Origin of the sequence: Pseudomonas agarici (genome assembly GCF_900109755.1) — a bacterium.
Taxonomy (GTDB): domain Bacteria; phylum Pseudomonadota; class Gammaproteobacteria; order Pseudomonadales; family Pseudomonadaceae; genus Aquipseudomonas; species Aquipseudomonas agarici.
The window spans coordinates 96585-119391 of the sequence record NZ_FOAR01000018.1; the positions used below are offsets into that span (position 1 = coordinate 96585).

19 protein-coding genes and 2 pseudogenes are annotated in these 22807 nt (G+C 51.3%); 13 read left to right on the forward strand and 8 right to left on the reverse strand.

All coding sequences use genetic code 11. The annotated features are described in order from the left end of the window. Positions 1–68 precede the first annotated feature (68 nt). The 13 genes from BMX68_RS16970 (at position 69) to BMX68_RS17030 (ending at position 14742) form a co-directional block, all read left to right on the forward strand. The gene (locus BMX68_RS16970; protein WP_060782653.1) at positions 69–1430 is read left to right on the forward strand and encodes a glycosyltransferase family protein; all 1362 of its coding nucleotides are present in this window, start codon (positions 69–71) and stop codon (positions 1428–1430) included. A 419-nt stretch (positions 1431–1849) separates the two neighbouring features. Continuing rightward, on the forward strand, positions 1850–2947 hold the full coding sequence (locus BMX68_RS16975) for a hypothetical protein (RefSeq protein WP_143063310.1): 1098 nt from the start codon (positions 1850–1852) through the stop codon (positions 2945–2947). A gap of 38 nt (positions 2948–2985) precedes the next feature. Next, positions 2986–4074, forward strand: a complete 1089-nt coding sequence (locus tag BMX68_RS16980; RefSeq protein WP_167375427.1) for a glycosyltransferase — start codon at positions 2986–2988, stop codon at positions 4072–4074. A 139-nt stretch (positions 4075–4213) separates the two neighbouring features. Then, positions 4214–5236 carry a UDP-glucose 4-epimerase GalE gene (gene galE, locus BMX68_RS16985; protein ID WP_026013341.1) on the forward strand — a complete coding sequence of 341 codons (1023 nt, stop codon included), beginning with the start codon at positions 4214–4216 and terminating at the stop codon, positions 5234–5236. Between the two features lie 307 nt (positions 5237–5543). Further along, entirely contained in the window at positions 5544–5858 is a 315-nt protein-coding gene (locus BMX68_RS16990; protein WP_017133398.1) for a hypothetical protein, read from the forward strand. Positions 5859–5940: 82 nt separating this feature from the next. Next, entirely contained in the window at positions 5941–7041 is a 1101-nt protein-coding gene (locus BMX68_RS16995; RefSeq protein WP_017133397.1) for a polysaccharide biosynthesis/export family protein, read from the forward strand. Positions 7042–7054: 13 nt separating this feature from the next. Further along, positions 7055–7714, forward strand: a complete 660-nt coding sequence (locus tag BMX68_RS17000) for a YjbF family lipoprotein (protein ID WP_074862397.1) — start codon at positions 7055–7057, stop codon at positions 7712–7714. Next, complete coding sequence (locus BMX68_RS17005; protein ID WP_026013339.1) at positions 7711–8478, forward strand: capsule biosynthesis GfcC family protein; 768 nt, start codon at positions 7711–7713, stop codon at positions 8476–8478. Before BMX68_RS17000 ends, BMX68_RS17005 begins: the two co-directional genes overlap by 4 nt. Further along, positions 8475–10556, forward strand: coding sequence for a YjbH domain-containing protein (locus BMX68_RS17010; protein WP_017133394.1), 2082 nt, complete (start codon positions 8475–8477; stop codon positions 10554–10556). Before BMX68_RS17005 ends, BMX68_RS17010 begins: the two co-directional genes overlap by 4 nt. Next, on the forward strand, positions 10553–10915 hold the full coding sequence (locus tag BMX68_RS17015) for a VanZ family protein (protein ID WP_017133393.1): 363 nt from the start codon (positions 10553–10555) through the stop codon (positions 10913–10915). Before BMX68_RS17010 ends, BMX68_RS17015 begins: the two co-directional genes overlap by 4 nt. Positions 10916–11555: 640 nt before the next feature. Continuing rightward, a complete protein-coding gene (locus BMX68_RS17020; protein ID WP_017133392.1) occupies positions 11556–12218 on the forward strand; it encodes a winged helix-turn-helix domain-containing protein in 663 nt (220 codons plus the stop codon). A gap of 367 nt (positions 12219–12585) precedes the next feature. After that, positions 12586–13020, forward strand: coding sequence for a winged helix-turn-helix domain-containing protein (locus BMX68_RS25180; protein WP_081503057.1), 435 nt, complete (start codon positions 12586–12588; stop codon positions 13018–13020). A gap of 333 nt (positions 13021–13353) precedes the next feature. Next, entirely contained in the window at positions 13354–14742 is a 1389-nt protein-coding gene (locus BMX68_RS17030) for an undecaprenyl-phosphate glucose phosphotransferase (protein ID WP_256218803.1), read from the forward strand. Positions 14743–14986: 244 nt separating this feature from the next. Here BMX68_RS17030 and BMX68_RS17035 read toward each other — a convergent pair whose 3' ends face one another. The 8 genes and pseudogenes from BMX68_RS17035 to BMX68_RS17070 all read right to left on the reverse strand — a co-directional run. Further along, on the reverse strand, positions 14987–15835 hold the full coding sequence (locus BMX68_RS17035; RefSeq protein ID WP_039792814.1) for a MinD/ParA family protein: 849 nt from the start codon (positions 15833–15835) through the stop codon (positions 14987–14989). A gap of 432 nt (positions 15836–16267) precedes the next feature. Beyond that, complete coding sequence (locus BMX68_RS17040) at positions 16268–16999, reverse strand: type VI secretion system ImpA family N-terminal domain-containing protein (protein ID WP_017133389.1); 732 nt, start codon at positions 16997–16999, stop codon at positions 16268–16270. Positions 17000–17022: 23 nt separating this feature from the next. After that, positions 17023–17457, reverse strand: a pseudogene (gene tssE / locus BMX68_RS17045) (type VI secretion system baseplate subunit TssE). Between the two features lie 3 nt (positions 17458–17460). After that, on the reverse strand, positions 17461–17997 hold the full coding sequence (gene tssJ, locus BMX68_RS17050) for a type VI secretion system lipoprotein TssJ (protein WP_026013336.1): 537 nt from the start codon (positions 17995–17997) through the stop codon (positions 17461–17463). Further along, positions 17978–19075, reverse strand: a complete 1098-nt coding sequence (gene tssG / locus BMX68_RS17055; RefSeq protein WP_017133385.1) for a type VI secretion system baseplate subunit TssG — start codon at positions 19073–19075, stop codon at positions 17978–17980. The genes tssJ and tssG overlap by 20 nt, the downstream gene beginning before the upstream one ends. Then, on the reverse strand, positions 19039–20853 hold the full coding sequence (gene tssF / locus BMX68_RS17060; RefSeq protein WP_074862403.1) for a type VI secretion system baseplate subunit TssF: 1815 nt from the start codon (positions 20851–20853) through the stop codon (positions 19039–19041). Before tssF ends, tssG begins: the two co-directional genes overlap by 37 nt. A 24-nt stretch (positions 20854–20877) precedes the next feature. After that, a pseudogene (gene tssA, locus BMX68_RS17065) lies at positions 20878–22367 on the reverse strand (type VI secretion system protein TssA). Next, on the reverse strand, positions 22364–22807 hold a 444-nt coding region (locus tag BMX68_RS17070), incomplete at its 5' end, for a type VI secretion IcmF C-terminal domain-containing protein (protein WP_305729086.1). The pseudogene tssA and the gene BMX68_RS17070, both read right to left, overlap by 4 nt.

Below are 22807 nucleotides of genomic sequence, written 5' to 3' on the forward strand. Positions count from 1 at the left end.
CTACAACTCGAAGGCATCAAAAAAATAGCGCATCACATCAATTACTCTACGGCTCAGAAAGGAAGACCATGAAAGTAGCGATACTAATCGACACAGTTAAAAGAGACCTGGGGCTTGCAACCGAAATCAAACATAAACTTGAGCATGAACAACTCGGAGAAGTTCAAATACTCCCAATATTCCCTATCGATGGAGATGGAAAATTCACATATGGAAAATTCATTTTTGGAAGCTTTGATTTTGTAATAACTCCATCCTACAATGTAGCAAGAACAAAATCTATTAGACTTCGAGCTCTGCTTTCAGGGGCAAAACTTATTGAATTTACGTCCGAACAATTCTATTCTCAAGAATTTGAAAAAGAAAAATTAAACCTAGACTATAAAAGCCAATACAGCAAACACATTTACCAAAATTTTGTCTGGAGCGATTACTACGCGAATAAAATTATTTCAGCCGGCATTTCAAACAAAGAAAAAACCTGGATAGTTGGCTCTCCAAAAGTATTCAAAAAACAATCAGAAAACAGAAAAGAAGGCATTGCGTTTGTTTCCGATTTTAGTTTGGCAGACTTTAATACAAATCAACTAGAATCATTCAACAACCTATATAAATGCAATCTCACACTTTCTGACATAAATGCAATTGCTGAGGAAAGAAAAAACTTCATTGATTTTTCAATCCGCCTCTCAAAGACATGTGGAAAACGTGTTTACATAAGACCACATCCCGGAGAAAGTAAATTACCTTATGAACTGGCAGTAGCATCTGGCGTCATTGCTTCCTGGCCGGAGGATGAGTCTTTTACAGACTTCATAAAAACAAAAGAACACTCAATCGTTCACACTAGCACGACACTTTTTGAAACATGCGCCCTGGGGATACCCGTACATAGTATAAAGTTCGGTGAAATTCCAAAAAGTTTACAACGCGATTACTATAAAGATCTAATATCGTTCAGTTCAGAATCAGAAATAACAAAAAAAATCTGCTCATTCGACGACGCATACACAAAAGATAGCCAAAGAAAACTGCACTATTACTTTGATAATTTCTCAGGCGCGTACACATGTTCCGACGCAATAATTTCAGCATTAATTGAAATAAAAAATAAAACTAAAAAAAATAATCTATGGATGAGAAAGACTTTTGGGCTGCTATCTATAATCCTCGTTTATCCACATATCTTTTTTATCGATTCTGCCAAATTGGCCGTGACGCACTTTCTCAAATTCGAACTAATCAGAAGTATTATTTCGATAAAATTCAGTGATAATCTTAGGCGTTTTTTTGATCCCTCTCACAAGCTAACCAAAGAAAGTATAGATAGGTCTGCCAACGAATTCGATAAGAGCGACAACTTCAAAAAAATTCAATTCACGCATAGTCAAATTGGAAAAAAACCTTCATCAAATCTAACATCCTTATGAAATACCATTTGAGCTTTCCGTAAAATTCACCGAAGCCTTCAAAAGTACCGATTAACATATTACATATAAATCGCTTATAACAGCCAAGTCGTGCAAGATAGTACATTATAGATACACAAGCCTTCTTATCCTCCCACTCAATATAAAATCATGCACATATCTGACAGCCCAAAATACAGTTCTCACAACATAAAAAAATATACTTACCTACTCAATACCTACCACCAAAAGCCAAATACAACCAGCATCATCACTATAAACCTATATAAATTTATATTAGCATCGGGATATCAGGTAGCTCTGCTTCAAAAAATTAAAAATAAAATCCCACTGTATGCAGCCCCTTATCACCACCGAGTTAAAACTACGCTTTTCACTTAGTTAAGCCACCTCCAACACAAAGATCACTTAGAGCCCTTATGAAGATCATAAGAATAAATTTCTTTTCAAAACCAATGAGTAATTCTTCCTCAAATTACTTATGGGTTTTAGCAACGACTTTTCTTTTTGTTTTTTCACTAATCAAAGAAAATCTGCTGCCGGAGCGTTTTTTCTATGACGCTTCAGCCATTTCAAATTTTATTCAAAGGAAAGCAGATTTTACGATAGGCGATTCTTATGCAAGCACTGCCGCTTTTTATAGTATATTTTCGGTGACTGACAACTCAATTTTTCTTTCGACAATCTCAGCCATTTTAACTTTTTTATCATTCTATATCTATTCCAGCAAATCCAATTCAAGTCGACTTACATCCCTAGAGTTTTCTTCAGTTATTTTTTTTATGTTTCTAAGCCTCACTTTCATGACAATGATCAGTAAAGATTTAATTGTTCTGATAATAGTAACCCCATTCATATATTTTGTTAAAAAAGGCACAATAGGCCTTCTCACATGGAGTCTGCTTGCCCTTCTCTACGCAGTTTATTTTAGAGCGTATTGGTTTTTATTTATAGCTATGTTTTGGGGGGTCTACTTGCTACTAGGCTTTACTCGAAAACCCTCCCTACTTTTGATTGCTATACCCTCTGCATTGCTGATACTCAGTTTTATATTCAGTTATGCGCTGGGGACAGACCTAGACAATTTCCGGATGACAATAAACAACTATCGTCTCGACAATAACTATGAAGACACTCGAACAGCCATACTTCCCTGGATAGCTGGGAGTGGACCAATAATAAGCTGGATTAACACCGTGATTACGTGGTTTACACTAATTATCCCTATACCACTCATTATATTATTTTCCCCTTACTATCTCATCATCTCTTTTTTCATTATGTTGATGTTCTTGAAATTCTGGAAAAAAATCATCAATGAAATCAAAGAAAGAAGAAGTCCTGAGATAGCAGCATGTGGGTCGCTTATAATTTCATTCACAGCAATCCAAAGTGTATTCGAACCTGACTACGGTAGCTATGTGAGACATTTAGCACCACTGTACCCAATGGTTTTTTTTGTGATACTAAAAGACAGCAGATCAAAAACCCCAAGCAAAAATTTTAATAATAAATAATTATTACCCTTTCTTAGTCAAGGACCGAAATGCGAATAATGCATGTAACCGAAGCTTTGGGCGGCGGCGTTCTAAACATCATCCATCAATTAGTTTTGATGCAGTCCGCCGATGATCACGAGGTAATAATTGCTCACTCAATACGACCAGACACACCTAACTCTAATGAGCTCGCAGTACTATTCCCACGCCCAATAGTGCGTATCGAACTACCAATGAAAACGAGCATTTCCCCACTAAGTGATTTATTGGGGTTAATTAAGCTTATAAAACTTATAAAAAAAACAAAACCGGATATCGTACACCTTCATTCATCTAAAGCTGGCGTTTTGGGGCGTCTTGCTTGCAAAATCATTGGTCGTTCGAGCTCATGTATTTATACACCACATGGCTTTTCTTTTTTAAGGAAAGATCTAAGTTCTAAGGTACGTTCAGTCTTCGTTGCTATCGAACGATTGAGTTCATATTTCGGAGGGACAACAATTGCATGTTCACAAAGTGAGCTAGAACATGCTATTCATCGCGCAGGGCAGAAAACCGCAGTATTGGTTGAAAATAGTATCCCTCTTGAAATTGTGACCGAAGCGATCGGAAGCGGCAAAAACTGCCAAATCGCCTCGGCTGGCCGCTTATGCTATCAGAAAAACCCATCTGCCTTCCGCGAGCTCGCCATTGAGTTACAAAAAGAGCCAGCATCCTTTTTGTGGATTGGGGATGGCGACCTAAAACATCAGCTTTTAATTAACGGCAATTTACCCGCCAATCTAAGAGTTACTGGTTGGACATCAAGAGAGTTGGTAGCCAATCATCTTCGTCTTTCGGACATATTCATTATGACTTCTCTTTGGGAAGGCATGCCCTTGGCGCTAATTGAAGCACAAGCATCTGGACTACCTGCCATTGTACTTGATGTCGAGGGCTGTAAGGACATTGTGATAGATGGTAAAACTGGATTTATCTGCCAAAGCATAATTGAAATGCAGAAAAAAACCAGATTATTGATAAATGACGTTGCACTAAGAAAAACAATGGGAGCAGCTGCACGCAGCATGGCCCTCGAACGTTTCTCTCAAGATCGCATGCACAATGAGATCTTGAACGTTTATAACTCCCGACTGAATACTTGAAGCTAGCGTCTCACTCACACCAAAACTCCAAATAAAATATGAAAACCTAGCCACGAGCAAATATTCTAATTATTTTCATCTTAAACACTTATCAACACTGAAACCCTCTAACACATTTATCTTCTAATGGGACACTAACGTGAGCAAAAAAGTACTAGTGACTGGTGGTGCCGGTTACATTGGCTCGCACACGACACTCGCGTTGCTCGAGTCGGAATATGACGTAATTGTGTTAGACAATCTCTGCAATAGTTCACAAGAGTCACTGCGTCGAGTAGAGCTTCTTTGTGGAAAATCACCCGAATTCATTCATGGTGATGTCCGTGACCAAGCATTACTGGATAATCTGTTCGCTTCACATCAGATCAATGCAGTATTACATTTTGCCGGTTTGAAATCTGTAGGGGAAAGTGTCCGCGAACCACTCGATTATTATGACAACAATGTCGCAGGCAGCCTCACGTTGTGTCAGGCGATGGCGCATGCTGGGGTTTTCAGGCTCGTATTCAGCTCTTCCGCTACGGTGTACGGCGAACCGACGCAAATGCCGATCAGCGAGGACTTCCCCACCGGGGTACCGACCAATCCTTATGGCCGCTCCAAACTGATGGTCGAAGAACTATTGCAGGACCTGGCGAAATCGGAGCCGCGCTGGAGTATCGCCCTGCTCCGCTACTTTAATCCGGTGGGCGCCCACCCTAGCGGGATGATCGGCGAAGCGCCTAATGGCCTGCCGAATAACCTCCTGCCTTATGTCAGCCAGGTAGCAATCGGTAAGCTCAAGCAGTTGTCGGTATTCGGCGCGGACTATCCGACGCAAGATGGCACCGGGGTGCGTGACTACATCCATGTGCAGGATCTGGCTGAGGGCCATTTGAGTGCGTTAGCGGCTATCGTGCAAAAGACCGGCGTGAACATCTGGAACTTGGGCACAGGTGTCGGCTACAGCGTGCTGGAAATGATTCGAGCGTTCGAACAGGCCAGTGGTCGAGTCATATCTTATCAGGTGGTTGAGCGCCGCCCAGGGGATATTGCCGAGTGCTGGGCCGACCCGAAAAAAGCCGCCCATGAGCTGAACTGGAAGGCCAAGCGCGGCTTACAGGAAATGATGACCGATACCTGGCGCTGGCAGACAGGTAATCCGCAGGGCTATGGTCAATGATTTTATCGGCCGCTAACATTTTGAATGATCAAAGAATCATCACTTCGCTCCCTAAACTCGATAATCAGCAGCCTACCGGATCGGGATGTTAGAAAACGTCAGCAACCAAAAGCGCTCTAGACGGGTATTCTTAGGGCGATATTGCGAAAATGGAATGCCGGCACAGAAGCCACTCGAATGTGATATTCGTCGTGCCCAGGGCCGTCGCAATTTTTCCAACATACACAATGCTCGAAGCCGTACTTTCTGCACTTACACCGCTCAAGTATCAACGCTAATACAGACGATCTATCAAAAGGAATTTTCCATGAGCAAATTATTTGTTTCCGCGCTAATGCTTGCCTTGAGTACCCCTGCCCTGGCCGCTGAGGCTCCTGCACAGTCCTCCACGCCTGCTGCGGCGGGTTCTGCAGCAACCGCCCCCGCCGGATCGGCAACCGGCACACCTCTAGCGACCTCCACCGGTGTACTGGGCGGGGTCTCCACGACGACCGCTGTGGGTGTCGGCGTCGCTTTTGCAGCGGGCGTCGCAGCGCTGGCCGCCAGCGGTGGTGGTGGCGGCGGTGGAAACAACACCAGCGGCACCACTGGCACTACCGGGACCACCGGCACCACCCGCTAAGCCTAACGTCAGGTCGCCCTCAACCTCCCGGAACAATCCGGGAGGTTGGGTTTGTTGTGCTCCTTCCACAAGTGTCTTCCTTATGATTCGTAGTTTGTCGCTCGCTTTGCTCGCAGGCGTTGCCCTGCAAGGTTGTATGTTCGCACCCGGTCATTACCTGGACACCAGTGAAATCGGCCGTGATGGCTCACCGGAAAGCAGTCGGGTCGAGTTGATTCCGATAACCCCCAAACTGATTGCCCAGAATGCGGCGGCAAATGTGTCCGGCTCGTTACCAGCCGCATTGTTGGCGTTCAAGCCGGGAGCCTATCGGATTGGGGCCAATGATGTGTTGTACATTACCGTGTGGGATCACCCGGAGTTGACGGCCCCGTCAGGAGCGCAACAACAAATCGACGCCAACGGTCGCCTGGTTCGCCCGGATGGCACACTGTTTTATCCCTACGTCGGCAATGTTCAAGCCGCGGGAAAAACCATCGAAGAGTTGCGCGAATTTATCGCCGAGCGCCTGACGAAATTCATCGATAGCCCGCAGGTGGATCTGAACGTGCTGCGGTTCGCCAGCCAGAAGGTCGTCCTCTCCGGCGCGCTGACGAAAGCCGGTCAACTGCCCATCACTACCTCCCCCCTCAACGTGACGGAAGCGATCGGTGTTGCCGGTGCCGACCCGTTGAATGCCGACCTGTCCGGCCTGACGCTCACCCGCGACGGACGTGAATACCGACTGGACCTGGATGAACTCAACAGCACCAGCTCCCAGTTACACAAGGTCTATTTGAAAGACGGCGACCAGTTGTACCTGCCGTACAATGACCGTAAGAAGATCTACGTCATGGGCGAAGTCAACCAGCCACGGGCCGTCACGTTCAAAATCAGGCAGATGAATCTGGCGGATGTAATCGGCTCGGTTGGCGGCTTGAACCAGACCACCTCCAATGGCAACGCGTTATATGTGATTCGCGGCACTGACAACCTTGAAACCGAACCGGCTAAAGTCTTTCAGTTGGATGCCAAATCGCCCACCGCGTTTGCCCTCGCCAGCCGCTTCAACCTGCAACCGCAGGACATCGTCTACGTCGGCCCTGCCGGGGTAACTCGCTGGAACCGCGTGATAAGTCAGTTGGTGCCTTCAGCGAGCATTTTAGGTACCGGAGCAGCTGCGCAAAATAATCTTCGTGAATAAGGTTTGAGCCGTTTTGAAAAGTTTTCGTAACTGCTCATGCTTGGCGGTGGTTTTCCTGCTGGGCGGCTGTAATCCCTTGATGCAAGCCTCCCTGGAGACGTTCAAAGCCACTGCAGTAAGCGCCGAACCTCTGCAGTTGAGCCCGGCCCAGGTACAAGCGGTGCCCTATGCGCAAATCAAGGTCACCACCGACTCCAGCGAAGGGGTGATGGCCCGGCTGCGCCAGCAGGGCGATCTGGGGTTCTGGGTCGCCTCCGGCAAGCAGGTGTTGTTGATACGCGACGGCCTCGCGGTACGCAGCGTAGGTCTCAATCCCGAGCTGGATGGCACCCGATTTGACGGCGAATCGCCGTTCAAGCGCGGCCTGCAGCAATTGCCCGACGGTTATCGCAGCACTCGCTGGATCGATCTCTATCAGGGTCGACGGGTGGGGCTGGCGGTGCACAGTCGCTTCAGTCGCCAGTCAATCGAGACTGTCCGTATCTTGGACAAGGATTATGCGCTGCTGCGCGTCGATGAACGCATCGACATTCCCGAGCTGGGGTTTCACGCCACCAACCGTTTCTGGGTCAGGCCCGACGATGGCCTGGTGCTGCAGAGCGAGCAATATCTTACGCCGGAGCTTTTCTTGAAGATTGTGCATTTGCGTCCTGACTGGGAGACGACCCGGTGAGGTATTCGAAAACGCTGTCCGCTTGTCTGTTGCTCGCCAGCGCTACGTTGACTCAGGCAGCAGTCACGGTGACGGGGGATGTGTTGAATGCCGGTCCCGTTACGTGGGTGCCGGGTGCGCGCCTACTGGATGTGGTCAACCAGGCTCGCCCGAACGCCGAAAGCTACTGGCTGGCCGCCGCGTGGCTGCACCAACCGCTGTTGGAGCAACAGACGCGCCTGAAAGCAGGTGTGCTGTTCGATCTGAAAATGCTGCAACGGGGCGCCTTGCTCAGGCAACAAGACAAGCTCGCGGACCTCGCCGCGCGGCTGCACCAGGACGTCAATCGCTTGCCGGTCACCGGGCGCCGACTTGCGGTGCTCGACCCTATTGCGCTGGAGGTTGGGTTCGCTCGCAACTACCTGGTCAACGAAGGCGACCAACTGATTTACCCGACCCGCCCGGACTCGGTCACGGTACTGGGCGCGGTGGCACAGCCCTGCACTCTGCCCTATCGCGCTCCGCTGCAGGCCCGCGAATACCTTGAAAGCTGCTTGCCGCTACCCGAGGCAGAAGCCGATTACCTGTGGTTGATCGGTCCCGATGGGCAGGTCAAGCGCGTCGGCATCGCAGGCTGGAACCGCGAGGAGGGGGTGTATGCCGTGGCGGGCAGTAGGATTCTGGTGCCAATACGCAACGATGATCCCGATCTGCCCACTGCGGATTTGAACGAGCAACTGGCCCTGTTTCTCGCCACCCAACCGCAGGCCGAGGTGGCCCCTTGAAGTTACGTTTTGCCGCCGTAGTGTTGCTGCCCTACAGTCTGGCTCATGCCGAGCCACGTTTTACCCAGAATGATTTCGGTGGTGTGGGGTTGTTGCAGACCCCCACCGCGCGGATGGCCCCAGCCGGCGAATTCAGCCTCAACGCCAATCGCACGGATCCTTACTCGCGCTATAGCCTATCATTGCAGCCGCTTGACTGGCTGGAAGGGTCGTTTCGTTATACCGCCATCACCAACCGCAAATACGGGCCAGAGTCCCTCAGCGGTGACCAGAGCTATAAGGACAAGGCGGTCGATGTTAAAGCCCGGCTTTGGAAAGAAAGCCATTGGCTACCCGAGGTCGCGATCGGTTTCCGCGACATCGGTGGTACCGGCCTGTTTTCCAGCGAGTATTTTGTCGCGAACAAGCGTTACAACAATCTGGATTTCAGCCTGGGCATCGCCTGGGGCTACATCGGTAACCGCGGGGATTTCGATAATCCGCTGAGGCACATCGATAGTCGTTTCGACACCCGCCCGGTGAGCTCTACCGCGGGCGACGTCAACACCGACTCGTATTTTCGTGGCTCGCCCGGGTTGTTCGGTGGCGTCGCCTATCAAACGCCCTGGTCGCCCTTGAGTCTGAAACTCGAATTCGACGGCAACGATTACAAGCGTGAACCCCAAGCCAACAACCAGAAGCAGGACTCACCGATCAATATCGGTGCGGTCTACAAGCTCAACGACTCGATCGATTTGACAGCGGGCTGGGAGCGCGGCAATACCGCGTTGTTCGGCATCACGCTGCATACCAATTTCGTCAGTCGCAAGGCGCCGATCAAACGCAACGATGCGCCGGCCGAAACGCTTGCGGCTCAGGTGCCGAATATGCGGCTCGAACAGGTTGACTGGGCCGGGGTTGCCAAACGCCTGGAAAACAACGCCGGTTATAAAGTTGAGCGCATTGCTCAGCGTGATTCCGAGCTGATGGTGTATGGCGAACAGTCGCGCTATTTCTATTCAGCCAAGGGGGTGGGCCGGGCCAGCCGGATTCTGGACAACAGCGCCAATAAGCAGATCGATTGGTTCACACTGGTCAACAAGCGTTATGACATGCCGGTGGAAGAGGTCAGCGTGCCACGGGAAACCTTCCGTTCCGTGCTCAATAACCAGCAAGACATCATCGACCTACACCGTAGCACCGAGCTGAATCGACCCACGGCGCACCGGGAAAACACCTTGTATAGCCAAGAGTTGCAGCCTTTTACCTATGGTTTCGGCTTGGGTTACAAGCAAAACGTCGGTGGCCCTGACGGCTTTCTGCTGTATCAGGTGACGGCTGACGCGGACGCCGAATACCGCTTCACCCGCAGCACCTGGGCCAGCGGTGGCCTGAGCGTCAATCTGCTGAACAATTTCGACAACTTCAACTACGACGCACCGAGCAACATGCGTCGAGTGCGCAGCGATTTGCGCAAGTACATCACCACTTCGGATGTCACCATGCCAGCGTTGCAGCTCAACCATGCCAAACGGCTGGACCAGGACCTGTATGGCATGGTCTATGGTGGCTATCTGGAATCGATGTTTGCCGGGGTCGGCGGTGAATTGCTGTACCGCCCCATGGGTGAACGCTGGGCGGTGGGCGCGGATTTGAATTATGTGCGACAACGCGATTTTGATCAGGGTTTCGGTCTTCGCGGATACAAGACGCTGACCGGCCATATCACCACCTACACCGAGCTGCCCTTCGACTTGCAGGCAGCGATCAGCGTCGGGCGCTACCTGGCCCGGGATTGGGGGACCACGATCGATCTGTCCCATGAGTTCCGTAACGGCGTCAAGTTCGGTGGTTGGGTCACCCGTACCACGGCCTCGAAGGAAGAGTATGGCGAAGGCAGCTTTGATAAAGGTATCTATATCTCCGTCCCGTTCGACGAGTTGATGAGTACCTCTACAATGCGTCGCGCCAATCTGGTCTGGGCTCCGCTGACCCGCGACGGTGGCGCACGGCTTAATCGCCAGTATTCGCTGCACACGATGACCGATGGACGCGACAGCGATGCGTTCTATAGAAACTTCGAGAAAATCACCGAATGAAACTGTTCTTTCAACGCATCACACGGTTGCCCTTCTGGTTGCGCCTGCTGTTTTTTATCGGTGTCAGCGGAGTTCTGCTGATTGCCGGGTTGCGCGCGCAGCCGATTCCAGAGGCCTTTGCGCAAGAAGACAAACTGCATCATTTTATTGGCTTTCTTGCGCTGTCCTTTAGTTGCCGACTGGCATTTCGGCGGGCAAGGCTGATATGGATTGCCTCGGGTTGCCTGCTGACCGGGATTCTCATCGAATGTGCACAAGCACTGATGCCGCTGCGTACCGCATCAGCTTACGATGCCTTGGCTAATGGTTTCGGGGTATTGATCGGTTTGCTGATTGCATGGTACTGGGTGCGAGACTAATCAGGGCATGCATCTGCTTACTAACGAAACTGGGTAGCGATTGGCTCTCTCATTCCTAGGCGTAAGCGATTTCCCCTTGAGGCGCGCCTATTCGCGAAGACAACGGCGCGATCTCAAGCTTAAAGGCAATAAAATTCCCGCGTAGGTCAGTGGCCACCGCCGAGTCCGTGCCATATTGCAAGCCCCCATAGCCGTCAACCCTATAATTAAATTTTTTGCAACAACATGATGAGCCTTGAAGCGTTTTGCCCTCCTTCTCTCAACCTTATCCTGCCCAAAAAAATTGAGCTTTTCGGGTGCGGGCTATACGTCATGCATTTGAACCAAACACCACGAGCGCACTCAAAGATGCATGATGAAAACTGGTTATGTCTATTTCGTATATGAATATAACTTTTTAATAGATCCCTCTAAAATCCCAACACTCTTGGATAAATACTTGGCGTTGGTTTTTTTAGAGTTCAACCATGAAAATCATTTTATAAAAGTAATACAACCAGATCGGAATTTTCCTCAAAATGTTATAAAATGTCGAATAGCATACTAAGCAGATATGGCAACATTCTTGTGCCGCTAAGCATTTGAGACGGACGATATGGTTCCCGCAGGACGCACTTCCAGAAGGCAGGATGCTGCTATTTTGACTTTCACACGCACTCAAGCGTTGACAGAACGCTTAAAGCAGCTGACTGCCTCGGAAGCATTACATCTTGACGCATCAACCCCCTTCGAAACATCGAACCAGATGTGCGCTATTGATTCTGTAGAGGCCATTTTTATCGAAATTAATGGCCCTACGGTTATCGATGAAAGCCTTGATCTTGTAAAGAAAATCCGTCGCGTAAGTCATGCAGTCAATATTTTTATGTTATTCACACACGCAAAATCGTTTTCAGGTGTGAAATACTATCTCGCCGGAGCCGACCATTGCATAAAGCTGCCAAACGATCAGGCAGAAAAAACCAATCTACTTTCAACCATATTCCACGACTCTATGTGGAAGGAAAAAATCAAACTAATTTTGGATCGAACGCGCCTTCTCTTGCATGCGGACACTAACAAAATTGAAATTTCTTATACAGAGATGACAATACTTGACGCCTTGCTCAAGGCACCGCAACACGTTATGAGCCAAGAAAGCATTGCCAAAGCTCTGAATCCGGATGTCGTATTCTATGATCCACGCGCTTTAGAAAAAACCATCAGCCGCCTACGCACTAAGATTAGAGCCGCCTACAACATCGAACTGATTTACAGCGTTCGCAGCTTCGGCTATCGAATGCGCCGAGGCATTATTTCGTAAAATCCAATGCAGTAGCTTTCAATTTATTAGCCACAAGCACTTGAAAAATTGGAGCTGCCTGGCTCAACCTACATCGCAGCGCTACCAATCGACATGTAAGAAGCTCGCTGCTTTATTATTTAGGAGTCCTAGTTAATTTCTGAAAGCGCAAAAAAGCTAGAGATCTTTAGTATAAGTATGACATTTGATAGCACCAAAGCTGCTTTCAACAAAGATCTAGTGGATTGTTTGCGCAGAGCGAATAGGAACCCCCCGACTTATGTCATACACAGAGAAAAACAGCCGCGACACATTCTACTTTTTGACAAGAAACCATTCCTCATCGGATAAATCATTAAAACGCCAGGAAGATAGGAAGACAGCGTATATGGATTTTTCAACTGAAGTAAAAAATTCATTCAATAACAACGTATTTTATACTTACACGGCTATCGTTGCGCGCCAAAAGCCGGCTACCTATGGAGTATTCACATCGGAAATCCGCTCAAAGAATGCGTGTACAGTTTCTGACGTCTGGTCGTTCAGACTTAATAAACGTGAACTATCCAGCGCAAACACCAAAATTTTGCTCACGGCCATTGAGTCACTATTACTCAAACAATTGGTACTGAGTCACCGCCGGGTGTGCAGCAAGAAAGAGCTTATCCTAGCCATCAACCGGGATCCCTCGAACTATACGGGTCTTGAAATGTGCCTGAGCAGGCTACAAGATAAATTCAATAGTGCGTATGGAAAACGCTTGTTTCGATCGGTGAGAAATCGAGGCTACTGTCTCGTTCAAGACGTGAAGGTCATTACCTGACGAATATCATAAAGTTAACTTATTTTTTATTATGGCTATTTTCTATACGCATCATACACCGCATCCTGACTGATCGCCCCTGGCCGTAGAACTCATCGAATAAGTGTCGCCTCACGGAACAAACCCGCTTACAAAAATAATACGCGACACCTTTCCGACCAAAGTTATAAATCGTCGGACACCTCTCTCTCCCGAAATATTATCATTAAAAAATCATAAAGCTTTCCCGCATGAAACTTTCGAATGAATAAGTGCGCGTAAAGACTATCGCCACGCCCAATACCGAACCAACAGAAACTTCAATATGGACAGTCATTTCAAAGGGCCTGCATCTTGATACATACTCGTATAGATCGAAAAGCTGTCGCTAAGGGGCTCACTTTTTGGAGTCAGTGGTCGGCATCGATGAGTTGCGTCATCGCACTTCTGTTGATACTGGCATATGACGAAACGGGTGCCGTCAACTTCCATTATCGAATGCTAGCAATTCTGACTTTGCTGGTATCTGTACCTGTGTATTCCGCACTCCAGGTATATTACAAAAAACATGACTACTTCAACGGCTTGGCTCGCTTGCTGCTGGGCTGGACCACTACCATGGCATGTTTACTTGCCATCATGCTTATTAGCAGGGCAAGCGATTTATTTTCTCGAGAAACTATTATCACCTGGTCACTATTGGGTTATATCGTACAAATTCCGCCTTACCTTACAATGCATCACCTCTCCAAATATTATCATCAAAAACTAAACCACCAATATAACAGCCTGATTATCGGCACGAACAATATTGCGTTGAAATTAGCTGATACCTTTTCCCAGCAAAACCACTTCCCATTGATCGGCCTTGTCAGCTCTACTCCCGCCAATAGCGTAGCGAGATCAAACTTGATAGTCGGTGAGCTGAAAGAGCTCAGGACCCTCATCACCACCCATGACATCAGGCGCCTTTATATCGCTCTTTCACTCAGTGAAGCGCAACATATTGAAGCCTTGTACATTGATCTTCTTGATCTGAATGTCGATGTTGTCTGGGTTCCTGATCTGGACAGTATGATGTTGCTTAATCACTCCGTGAGTGAAGTAGGTGGTTTACCTGCGATACATCTCAACGAAAGCCCCCTGACCAGCTACCCTACCGCAGCCCTGAGTAAAGCGTTAGTAGACCGTTTTGTATCATTGGTTGCGTTGATCTGTTTGAGCCCGCTACTGGTCACAGTAGCTGCAGCTGTCAAATTATCCTCGCCCGGTCCGGTTATTTTCAAACAGAAACGCCATGGCTGGAATGGCAAGATCATTAATATCTGGAAGTTTCGCTCGATGCGCGTCCATGACGACAAACATGTGCATCAGGCAAGTCGCCAGGACTCACGAGTGACTGCGGTGGGGCGTTTTTTACGGCGCTCCTCAATCGATGAGTTGCCACAGTTATTCAATGTACTACAAGGGCATATGGCACTTGTCGGACCGCGCCCCCACGCCATCGCTCATAATGATTATTACACCGGAAAAATACATGCTTATATGGCACGCCATCGAATCAAACCGGGGATTACCGGGCTTGCTCAGATAAGTGGGTGTCGTGGGGAAACCGACACCCTTGACAAAATGCAAAGGCGTGTTGAGATGGACCTTGATTACATTAATAACTGGTCGTTGTGGCTTGACATCAAAATCCTTATCAAGACCCCCTTTACACTTCTTTCAAAAGATATTTACTGACATCGGAAGCATTCTATTTCGGCGACCAGCAATTGCAAATCCCAAGGGGATAATAGAATGCTTTCTTGTTAACCTCATCAAATGGCACTGACTAGGTAGAACATCAAACGATCAGCCGGGAAAACCCATAAAATATTAAAAAATATAAATTAAGTCATTTATAAAATTCATTCTTAACGAACAAACAAAACCACAGAGCACACCATAGCAACATTAATAACATGACGTCATATTTCAAATTCGATTAAAATATTGCATTTCGAGTTTGCATTCTTATTAGTTTTTCGACAAAAAATTCCTGATGGCCACGAGGTCCAACCTGCAAAGTCCAACGATTGAACTTCAATGCAAGTGAATCCATTGCTTTCGAAAACTCGGAACGCGGTAACGCCTCGTATATCCCACGTTGCTGCTGTACAACCTTATGCATTGCATCGTCATAGGGTATTGAGCCTGCAAACTGTAGTGAGACATCTAAATATTTATCGGTTAAGGCAGTCAATTTTTTAAAGAGGCGAAGGCCTTCATAGACATTTCGCATCATATTGGCAAGCACTCGAAATCGGCTCAATCCATAACTACGGTGCAACAAGCTAATCAGCGCATAAGCATCGGAGAGAGAAGCTGGGTCGCTGGTTAGCACTACCAGGACTTCCTGAGCGGCCCGAACCATGCTGATAACCGATTCATTAATGCCGGCCGCAGTATCAATTATCAATACATCCAGGCTGTTCTCAATGTCACTGAACGATTGAATTAAACCTGCATAAAGCGCTGAATTAAACTCTACCCTATCATCCAGACCCGAGGAAGCTGGAACAACTTTAATGCCCATAGGCCCAGGATGGAGTAGATCTCTTAATTCGCAATTACCCTTGATCATATCAACAATAGTGAGTTTTGGATCGAAGCCGAGTTGCACATGAATGTTTGCCAGCCCAAAATCCGCGTCGAATAACACCACTCGCTTGCCTGAATTGGCCAAGGCCAAAGCCAGGTTCACAGAAATGCTGGTTCTTCCGACTCCACCTTTTCCGCTCGTTATCGCGATAACTTGTATTGGCTGTGTTCCAAAACAGCTTTCTTCAGTCATTATCAATCTACCTTGATTAAAATCGACGGCCATTACATCCTTCACAATCTTGACGCCAGAACATCTTATAAACTCTCTGCGCCTATCAAGAAACACGACTAAATTTTAACTGGAAAAAGCTCACACCTTGCAACCGCCACAAAAACAAAAAAGCTAGAGCCTTTTCAATTATAACACTCGAAATAAAAGATGCGCCTGACAATTTATAACATTTATTTGAAACATAATGCTTTCACCTTTAAAAAACGACATCCCACCAACAACAAATTAACTATCGCAAAATAAAATAGTGCATACCACGCGAATGATTTAATAATAAAAATTTTCAGTCAAACGAAATACCGAGCATTTCAAAAAAATACAAACTCAGTGCTGTCTTTTCCACCCCATCCAACGGACGGTCAAATATGGCAAAAAAGTAATTGACCGGGCTCACGTCGATAAAGCGATACACCAGCCAGAACCAGACACCAGGGCGATAATGGTGGCCACCGCAAATAACCATAGAGCAATGCGTCGCTTCCGGGCTTTCGAGACCGCAGATGGTATTTCAGGTATCGGCTGGCTGGCTAACACCACTACCGGCATCACCAACGCCGGTGTCACAACCCTATTCAGTTGCGGTACACTCTCACTAACATGGAGATTTCGCGCCAGGCGCTGCATCAGGCCACTGATCTGATGACGCAATGCTTGCAACATGACCTGAGAGACTTGCGCTTGATGTTCCAATTGCGCGTTTAAGCGTGCTAACTCACCGTCCAGGCGTACCAAATTGGGCAATGTTTGGGTATTGATCTCCAATCCGCGCAACAACGGCTGAAATTGCGCGAACAGCCAAGCGAGGATGTCCAGGCGCGCTGGTGCCATCGGTGGCCATACGCTTGGCCATTCGCGGCAAAGCGCCTCGATCAGCGTCACCCCTTGCGTCATACCCTCCAGGCCGTGGCGTCGGCTACAAGCCAGAGCAAAAGCCGCGACAGTGTGCAGCTCTGCCCCGTTATGGTGGAACAACGTCAAGCACAACCGTTCGACCTTAGCCCAGTCGACGTCCGGGCATGCCGGATGACTCAGTTTGGCCAACTCGTCATGCAACGCGGTAAATTCGCTGAAGCCACGCGGGTCACCGCCGACCCGGATAGGCATTTCAAATAAAGCCGTCATCCCGCTTCCCTTCCGTTACAGCTTTACGGCAAATAGTTCTGCCGCTTCAGGTGACGCACCAACACTTTCCCTTCGGGCGCCAGGGTCGCGCCAAAGGTCATCCGTTCGCCCCCTTTAAACTGCGCGTCCAGGGCGTACTCCAGGTGGCCAGGCCGGGTCTGTGGCAACAGTTCGATGTTCACCGCCGCCAATCACGGCTCGTACTTGAGCAAAGTGACAGCCAGGGTATCCATCAGCCCATGAGCAGAGGCCGGCAGCCCTTGCAGGATCATGCCCATGTCTGGCAGGCCGTAATCCGGCAAGTGGCTGAGCGCTCCCGCCCGGCTGTTGAGGATGCGTTGCAGGTTGTCCAAAACCGACAGGGTGTACTGGTCCTCTTGCTGGACGCGACACAGGTCCAACTCGCCGGCAAAATTCTGCAAAAGCATTTCGTAGAGCGAAGGATTCAGCTCACTCACGGCTTACTCCTCGGCTAACGGTTGCAGGGTCAGCCGGTTGTTGCCCAGTTCGATCACCCGTGCCCGGTCGGGGTCCAGATCATCGCGAGTCAGCGTCAGGCGCCAAGTGTTCATCTGGGTATCGGGGGTGCGAAACAACGCCACCACGGTGACGAACCGAGCGTTCTTATTCAGGGGCACGTCCAGATTGGCGCCTTCTCCGGGTTTAACCACCATCGCTTGCTGGTCCAACAGATCGGCGCGTAGCAGGTTATCGGCATCGCTCAGCACGCTGTCATAAGTAGCCTTGGCCACGACTTTATTGTCGCGCATCTGATACACCCGCACGACGGTGGGCACCGATAAGCCACTCATGTCCGTCACGTCGTTGTTAACCGCCGCCCGCCCGGTAAAATCCAGGTGCAGGGTCTTCACTTGCGTGTAGAAGATTGCCTTGGCCGTGGACGTGGTGGCGTCGGTCACGGTCTGAGTCAACCCGCAGCCGCCCAGCAGTGCACCGAGCACCGACACCTTCAATAGATTAAAAACGGTACGTGACATGCTGCGTCTCTCTGTACTGAGAATTGCTCTGCAGACCTTGGTATCGGCCCAGGTTGATGGTGATGGTGTCGTGCTCTGCGACCCGACAGGCCTCGCTACCCAGGCCCAACACGCCGGTCAGGCCCAGAAGCACCGGCGCACCGCCAAGCATCGCTTTGGGTAGGCTGCGTAAGGGCAGCGACAACTGCAATTTCGTGGTGCAACGCCAGCCCAGATACACCTGCAACAACACCAGCAAGTCGTTGTGCAGTGGGTTGCCCGGCAACCAGCCACGTGCTTCGCCCAGGTCCTCGGTGAACAGCGCCAGGTGCAACTGGCTGTTGACGTCGTGGCCGACGCGACCCAACGGTGTCCCCTGGCATAAGCTCACCGGATGACTCCTCGACAGGCTGGCGGGTTGCGCCAGTGCCACTGTCTGTGGCCAGTGCGGCGTCACCCGGGCCTGGGTGTTGACGGCAAGTAACTTGACCAGCGCGCTGATACCTTCGGCGTTGCGGGTGGGCAGGCGCATCGTGCTGAGCAGCGCCAGGAAGCGCGATATCGGCGTGGCGACCTGCCCGGCGGTGCCGGGAATCCCCAGGCCGATCAGACCCAACAGGCATTGCGAAGTCGCATCGCCGCCGCCCGCCTCGAACGTCGCCGGGTAGGAGTATTTGCGCCAGATGCGATAGAACTGGGTGAATATCCGGTGATTGAAAATATCGAGGAATGCCTCCAGCGCCTCATGGCCTTCACGGCGTTGGGCGATATCGTCCAGAAAGATCGTGGGCATCGGCGAGTCGACGCCGTACAGCCCCAACAGACGGGTGCGTACCGTCGCCGGACGTTGGGGATGGCCTTCGCAGGTTTCGATCGCCTTCAGCTCTGCCGCCGGAAAACCCATGCCGGGGTCGGGCCGAAAGCGCACCGGATCATTCGCCAGGCACGCAGTACTGCCCAACGGCGGATGATTGGGCAGTGCTTGTTCCAGCAACTGACAGAAGCGGTACAGATTGGCCCCGGCGACCCAACCGTCCAACGCCTCCAGGAGTCCGACGGCTTTCAGCCGGGAATACGCTGACTGTGGTTCTCGTTCCATCGCAGGCACTTTCCAGTAGGTTGCAGGATCAGCGTGAGCTGGTTGAACAAATGAATATCGGCATACAGGCCAAAGAGGCGATGGAGCATCTCGCCAAACAGGCTGATGTCACCCTCCCCCGAAAAACCACTGGCCTCCAGGGTGACTTCGATATCCACCCCGCGTAGCAGGAAGCCTTTCTCGAAGCGCTGAACCAGATGATGGCGAACCTCGACAATCGCCTCCAGACGACGGCGATTCATCTCGCTACCGCTCCAGTCATACAACGCCAGGGTGCCACGCAGCACTTCGGCACTATCGAGCATCGGCAAGAAATTCGAACCCAGGTGGCTGAGCAGGCGCCAATGAAAACGATCACGGTTGGGCGGGTAGCACGGCAGGTTGGGGGCACACAGGTTGCGTACCCGCAAGCCGGTCTGGGTGGATTGCACCACGGTGTCGAGCAACGTGCTTTGCAGCGCCTTGCGCGGTAGCAATCCATTGGTGCCGGTCAAGCGCAACGACACGCTTTCACTGTGACTCAGTCGATCCTTGTCGAAACCGTCACCGCCCAGAATCAACCAGGTGTCATGTAAACCCTTGGCGGAACGCTTCAAACGGGTATGGAAATAACGCTCGGGGGCATCGTCGCGCAGCATGCCGCCCTGGTGGCGAAAGCTGGTGAACGGTACGTAGTCCTGGCGCACGGCGTTCTTTGATGAAGTGACTTGGTCGACCGAATATATTTCAGTGTGACCATCCTGCAGACGCATGGGCCGCAGCAGGTAGTCGGTTTGCAATGGCGCCAGGGTCAACGGGTCCGACTCCAGCGGGAACAGGTTGATCACCGGCACGCTGTGCAAACGAAGGTGTTCGCTGCTCAAGCTAAATTCGGCTGGCCATGACTCGCGCAGCACCACGTCCAGTTCGAACCAGGGTGTGTCAGCGGTGAAGTTCAGTTGTTCAAGGCCACAAAGAGTGACAAACATGAATTTTTCACGAAACGAAAAATACTCCAGCAGCAACTGGTAACCGCTGAAGGCACTCTCGCCCTTGGGCCACAGCCGATCCTCATCGGCGAACCCCTTAGGCGCAAAATGGCCCTCCAGCCGGTGACGCTCTGGCTGGCCCGACAGCCGCACGTATAGCGCTTGGGTATTCAGGGTCAGCGCCTGATGCAAGGCACTGGCCAGCGGCGCATCGGCATTCAGGTACAGCGGCAAGCGGCTCAGGTCGATCTGGCTCCAGTCGCTCAATGCGCCGCAGACGAAACGCAGGCGCAGCAGTGAGCGACCGTCCGGCTCGTAGGCCAGCCGCACCGACTCCAGGGCCAACGGTTGCAACGTCAAGTCCTGGGTGGTGGTGTAACGGCAACGCGTGCGTTGTGGGCCAATGGGCTGGGTGGTGGTGTAACGGCAACGCGTGCGTTGTGGGCCAATGGGCTGGGACAACACCTCGAAGCCCTTGGCGATCGGCTCGCTGCGCTTCATCTGGGCCAGTTCGGGGACCAGCTCGATAATCGACAGCGAGGGAATCGTGCGTAAATAGTGAGGCCACAACAGGCTGACCAACCCTTCGGTCAGCTCCGGCAAGTCATCGTCGAGCTTCTCGCGCAGGCGCCCCATCAAAAAGGCAAAACCCTCGAACAGGCGCTCCACATACGGGTCTTGCGCGCCTGGCTTGTCCAGGTTGAGTTGGGCAGCTCGGTCCGGGAACGCCTCGGCAAATTCTTTGCCGGCTTCGCGCAGGTAACGCATTTCGGCGTCGAAGTAGCGCAGTGTCAAATTGTCCATACTCACAGATTGACTCCTGATCAATGAGGGTTAGCCGCAGAGCACGGCGGCGCGTACCGGATCAATCGCCACCAGCTCTGCCAGTAGCACCTCGATGCGCCGGGCCAGGCTGGGTTTGTCGGCGTCGTTGCGCTGCGCTTTCAAGCGCAACAGCTTGAGCAGGCGTGCCTTGGCCTCGAAATTCAACTCCGGCTCCCACTCCGCCAGAACGTGCTGCTGCGCGCTGGCATCCAACTCCGCCAGCAGATGCATGGCCAGGTCGCTCTTGCCGTATTGCTCGGCCACCCGCGCCATCAGCAGGCGCAGCAACCAGCGCTGACGCCCGCTGTGTACGCCGGGCCGGTCCGCCAGCCAGGCGAGCGCCACGTCCACGCCCTCGCTGTCGGCCTGGGCCAGGGCTTCGCCTTCCAACGACAGGATGTCGGCGTCTGCGGTGGTCAATACCGTCTTCGGTGCCGGCAACCATTGCTCCGTGCGATTGCCACTGACATCCCCAAATCACGTTTGACGATGTCTGCCCAACTGTCTTGTGGGGCCGCTTGTTTGCTCAGCGCCTGGTACAGATACCACTGCAGATCCAGCCAGAAATGGTTCACTCCCTCGGCGTATACCTGTTCGACCTGATCGAGCAATTCAGCCCAGCTCTGTTGCAGGTATAACCGCTTGAGCTGTGCCCGATAGTCACCACGGGGGGACGCCAGGCGTGTATTGCCATCGGTTTCGTGAGGTGGCGCCTGGTGCACCGTGTCCCAGCGCAGACTCTTCATCAACCGATGAGCCGCCAGCCAGCCCTGGGGTTGATCGCGCAAATAACCCGCCAGCGCCCGACCGTTATCCAGCAGGTCACGTCCAGACTTGATGGCCGTGGCAGCCGGTGTCGTCTGCAAGTTCGATTCGTGACTGGCGCTGTACTGCGGCACCAGCGCATCCACGCCGCCGGACTGCGTCAACCGAGCGGACAACGCGCCATACAGCGCGTCAAGGGCAGGACGCTGATCGTGCGGCCAGGCTTCAAGCCCGCGCTCCAGCCAGGCCAGCGCCGCCACCGTTCGCTCCGCCTCGCTACGCACCACCTCGGGGTACAGCGACAAACTGTCCAGCACCTTGGCGCCGGCCAGCCATTGCAGCGCCATCTTGCGGCTATTGGGCCGCGCTGGCAGCACTTGGTCGGCGTAGCGTTGCACCAACGCGGCCAGCAAGGTCAGCCCATCAGCCAGACCGGCCTCACCGTCCTGCTGCACGCGCGCCCACAGGTAATAAGCCCCCACTCGCAGGTCCTTGCAGGTGCGGATGAGCAACTTCTCCGCCAGTTGCACCACTCGCTCGGCATCCGCCCCGGACAGCTTGTTGACCTCCTCGCGCATGCGCTGAAAATCATCGTCATAGCCTGGGTCTTCGCCCACGGGCGAGCCGGCGCTGATAGGCTCCAGCCACGGTTGCCAGCAATCGGCCTGACTGCGGGCCAGAATCAGCGGGTCGCGCTCGCCCAGGCACTGGGTGATCAAGGTGTGCAAGCTCATTCAAAGCTCCCGCTCTGCGCATAGGGCACGGGAGCGGCGCCCTCGCTGAGGAAAATCTGCCGGGGCAGCGTGAAGTGACGCAACTTGAGCAAGGCCAAAGGCCCCGCGTCCAATTCAGTGCGCAGGTTCCACGTCAGGTTCAGGCCATCGGGGGCCTTGAGGACCATGCGATAGCGGCTGTCGCCGTCGTCCAAGGCCGTGAACCGGGCCTTTTCCAACAACCGAATCAGACCCCAGGTGCCCTGATAGTCACCCAACAGACGCTCGCCGGTATGCACGCTGGTCCAGGTCAGGCTCGCGCCCGGACGATCACCGACTCCCGGCCAACTGAAACGCTGCCAGAACTCTTTCTGGTTGAAGTACTGATGTCGCACGCCATCGAGGGTGAACGTGGTTTGCACCACATCGCGTACCGGCTTGCCTTGGAGTTCGAAGCTCAG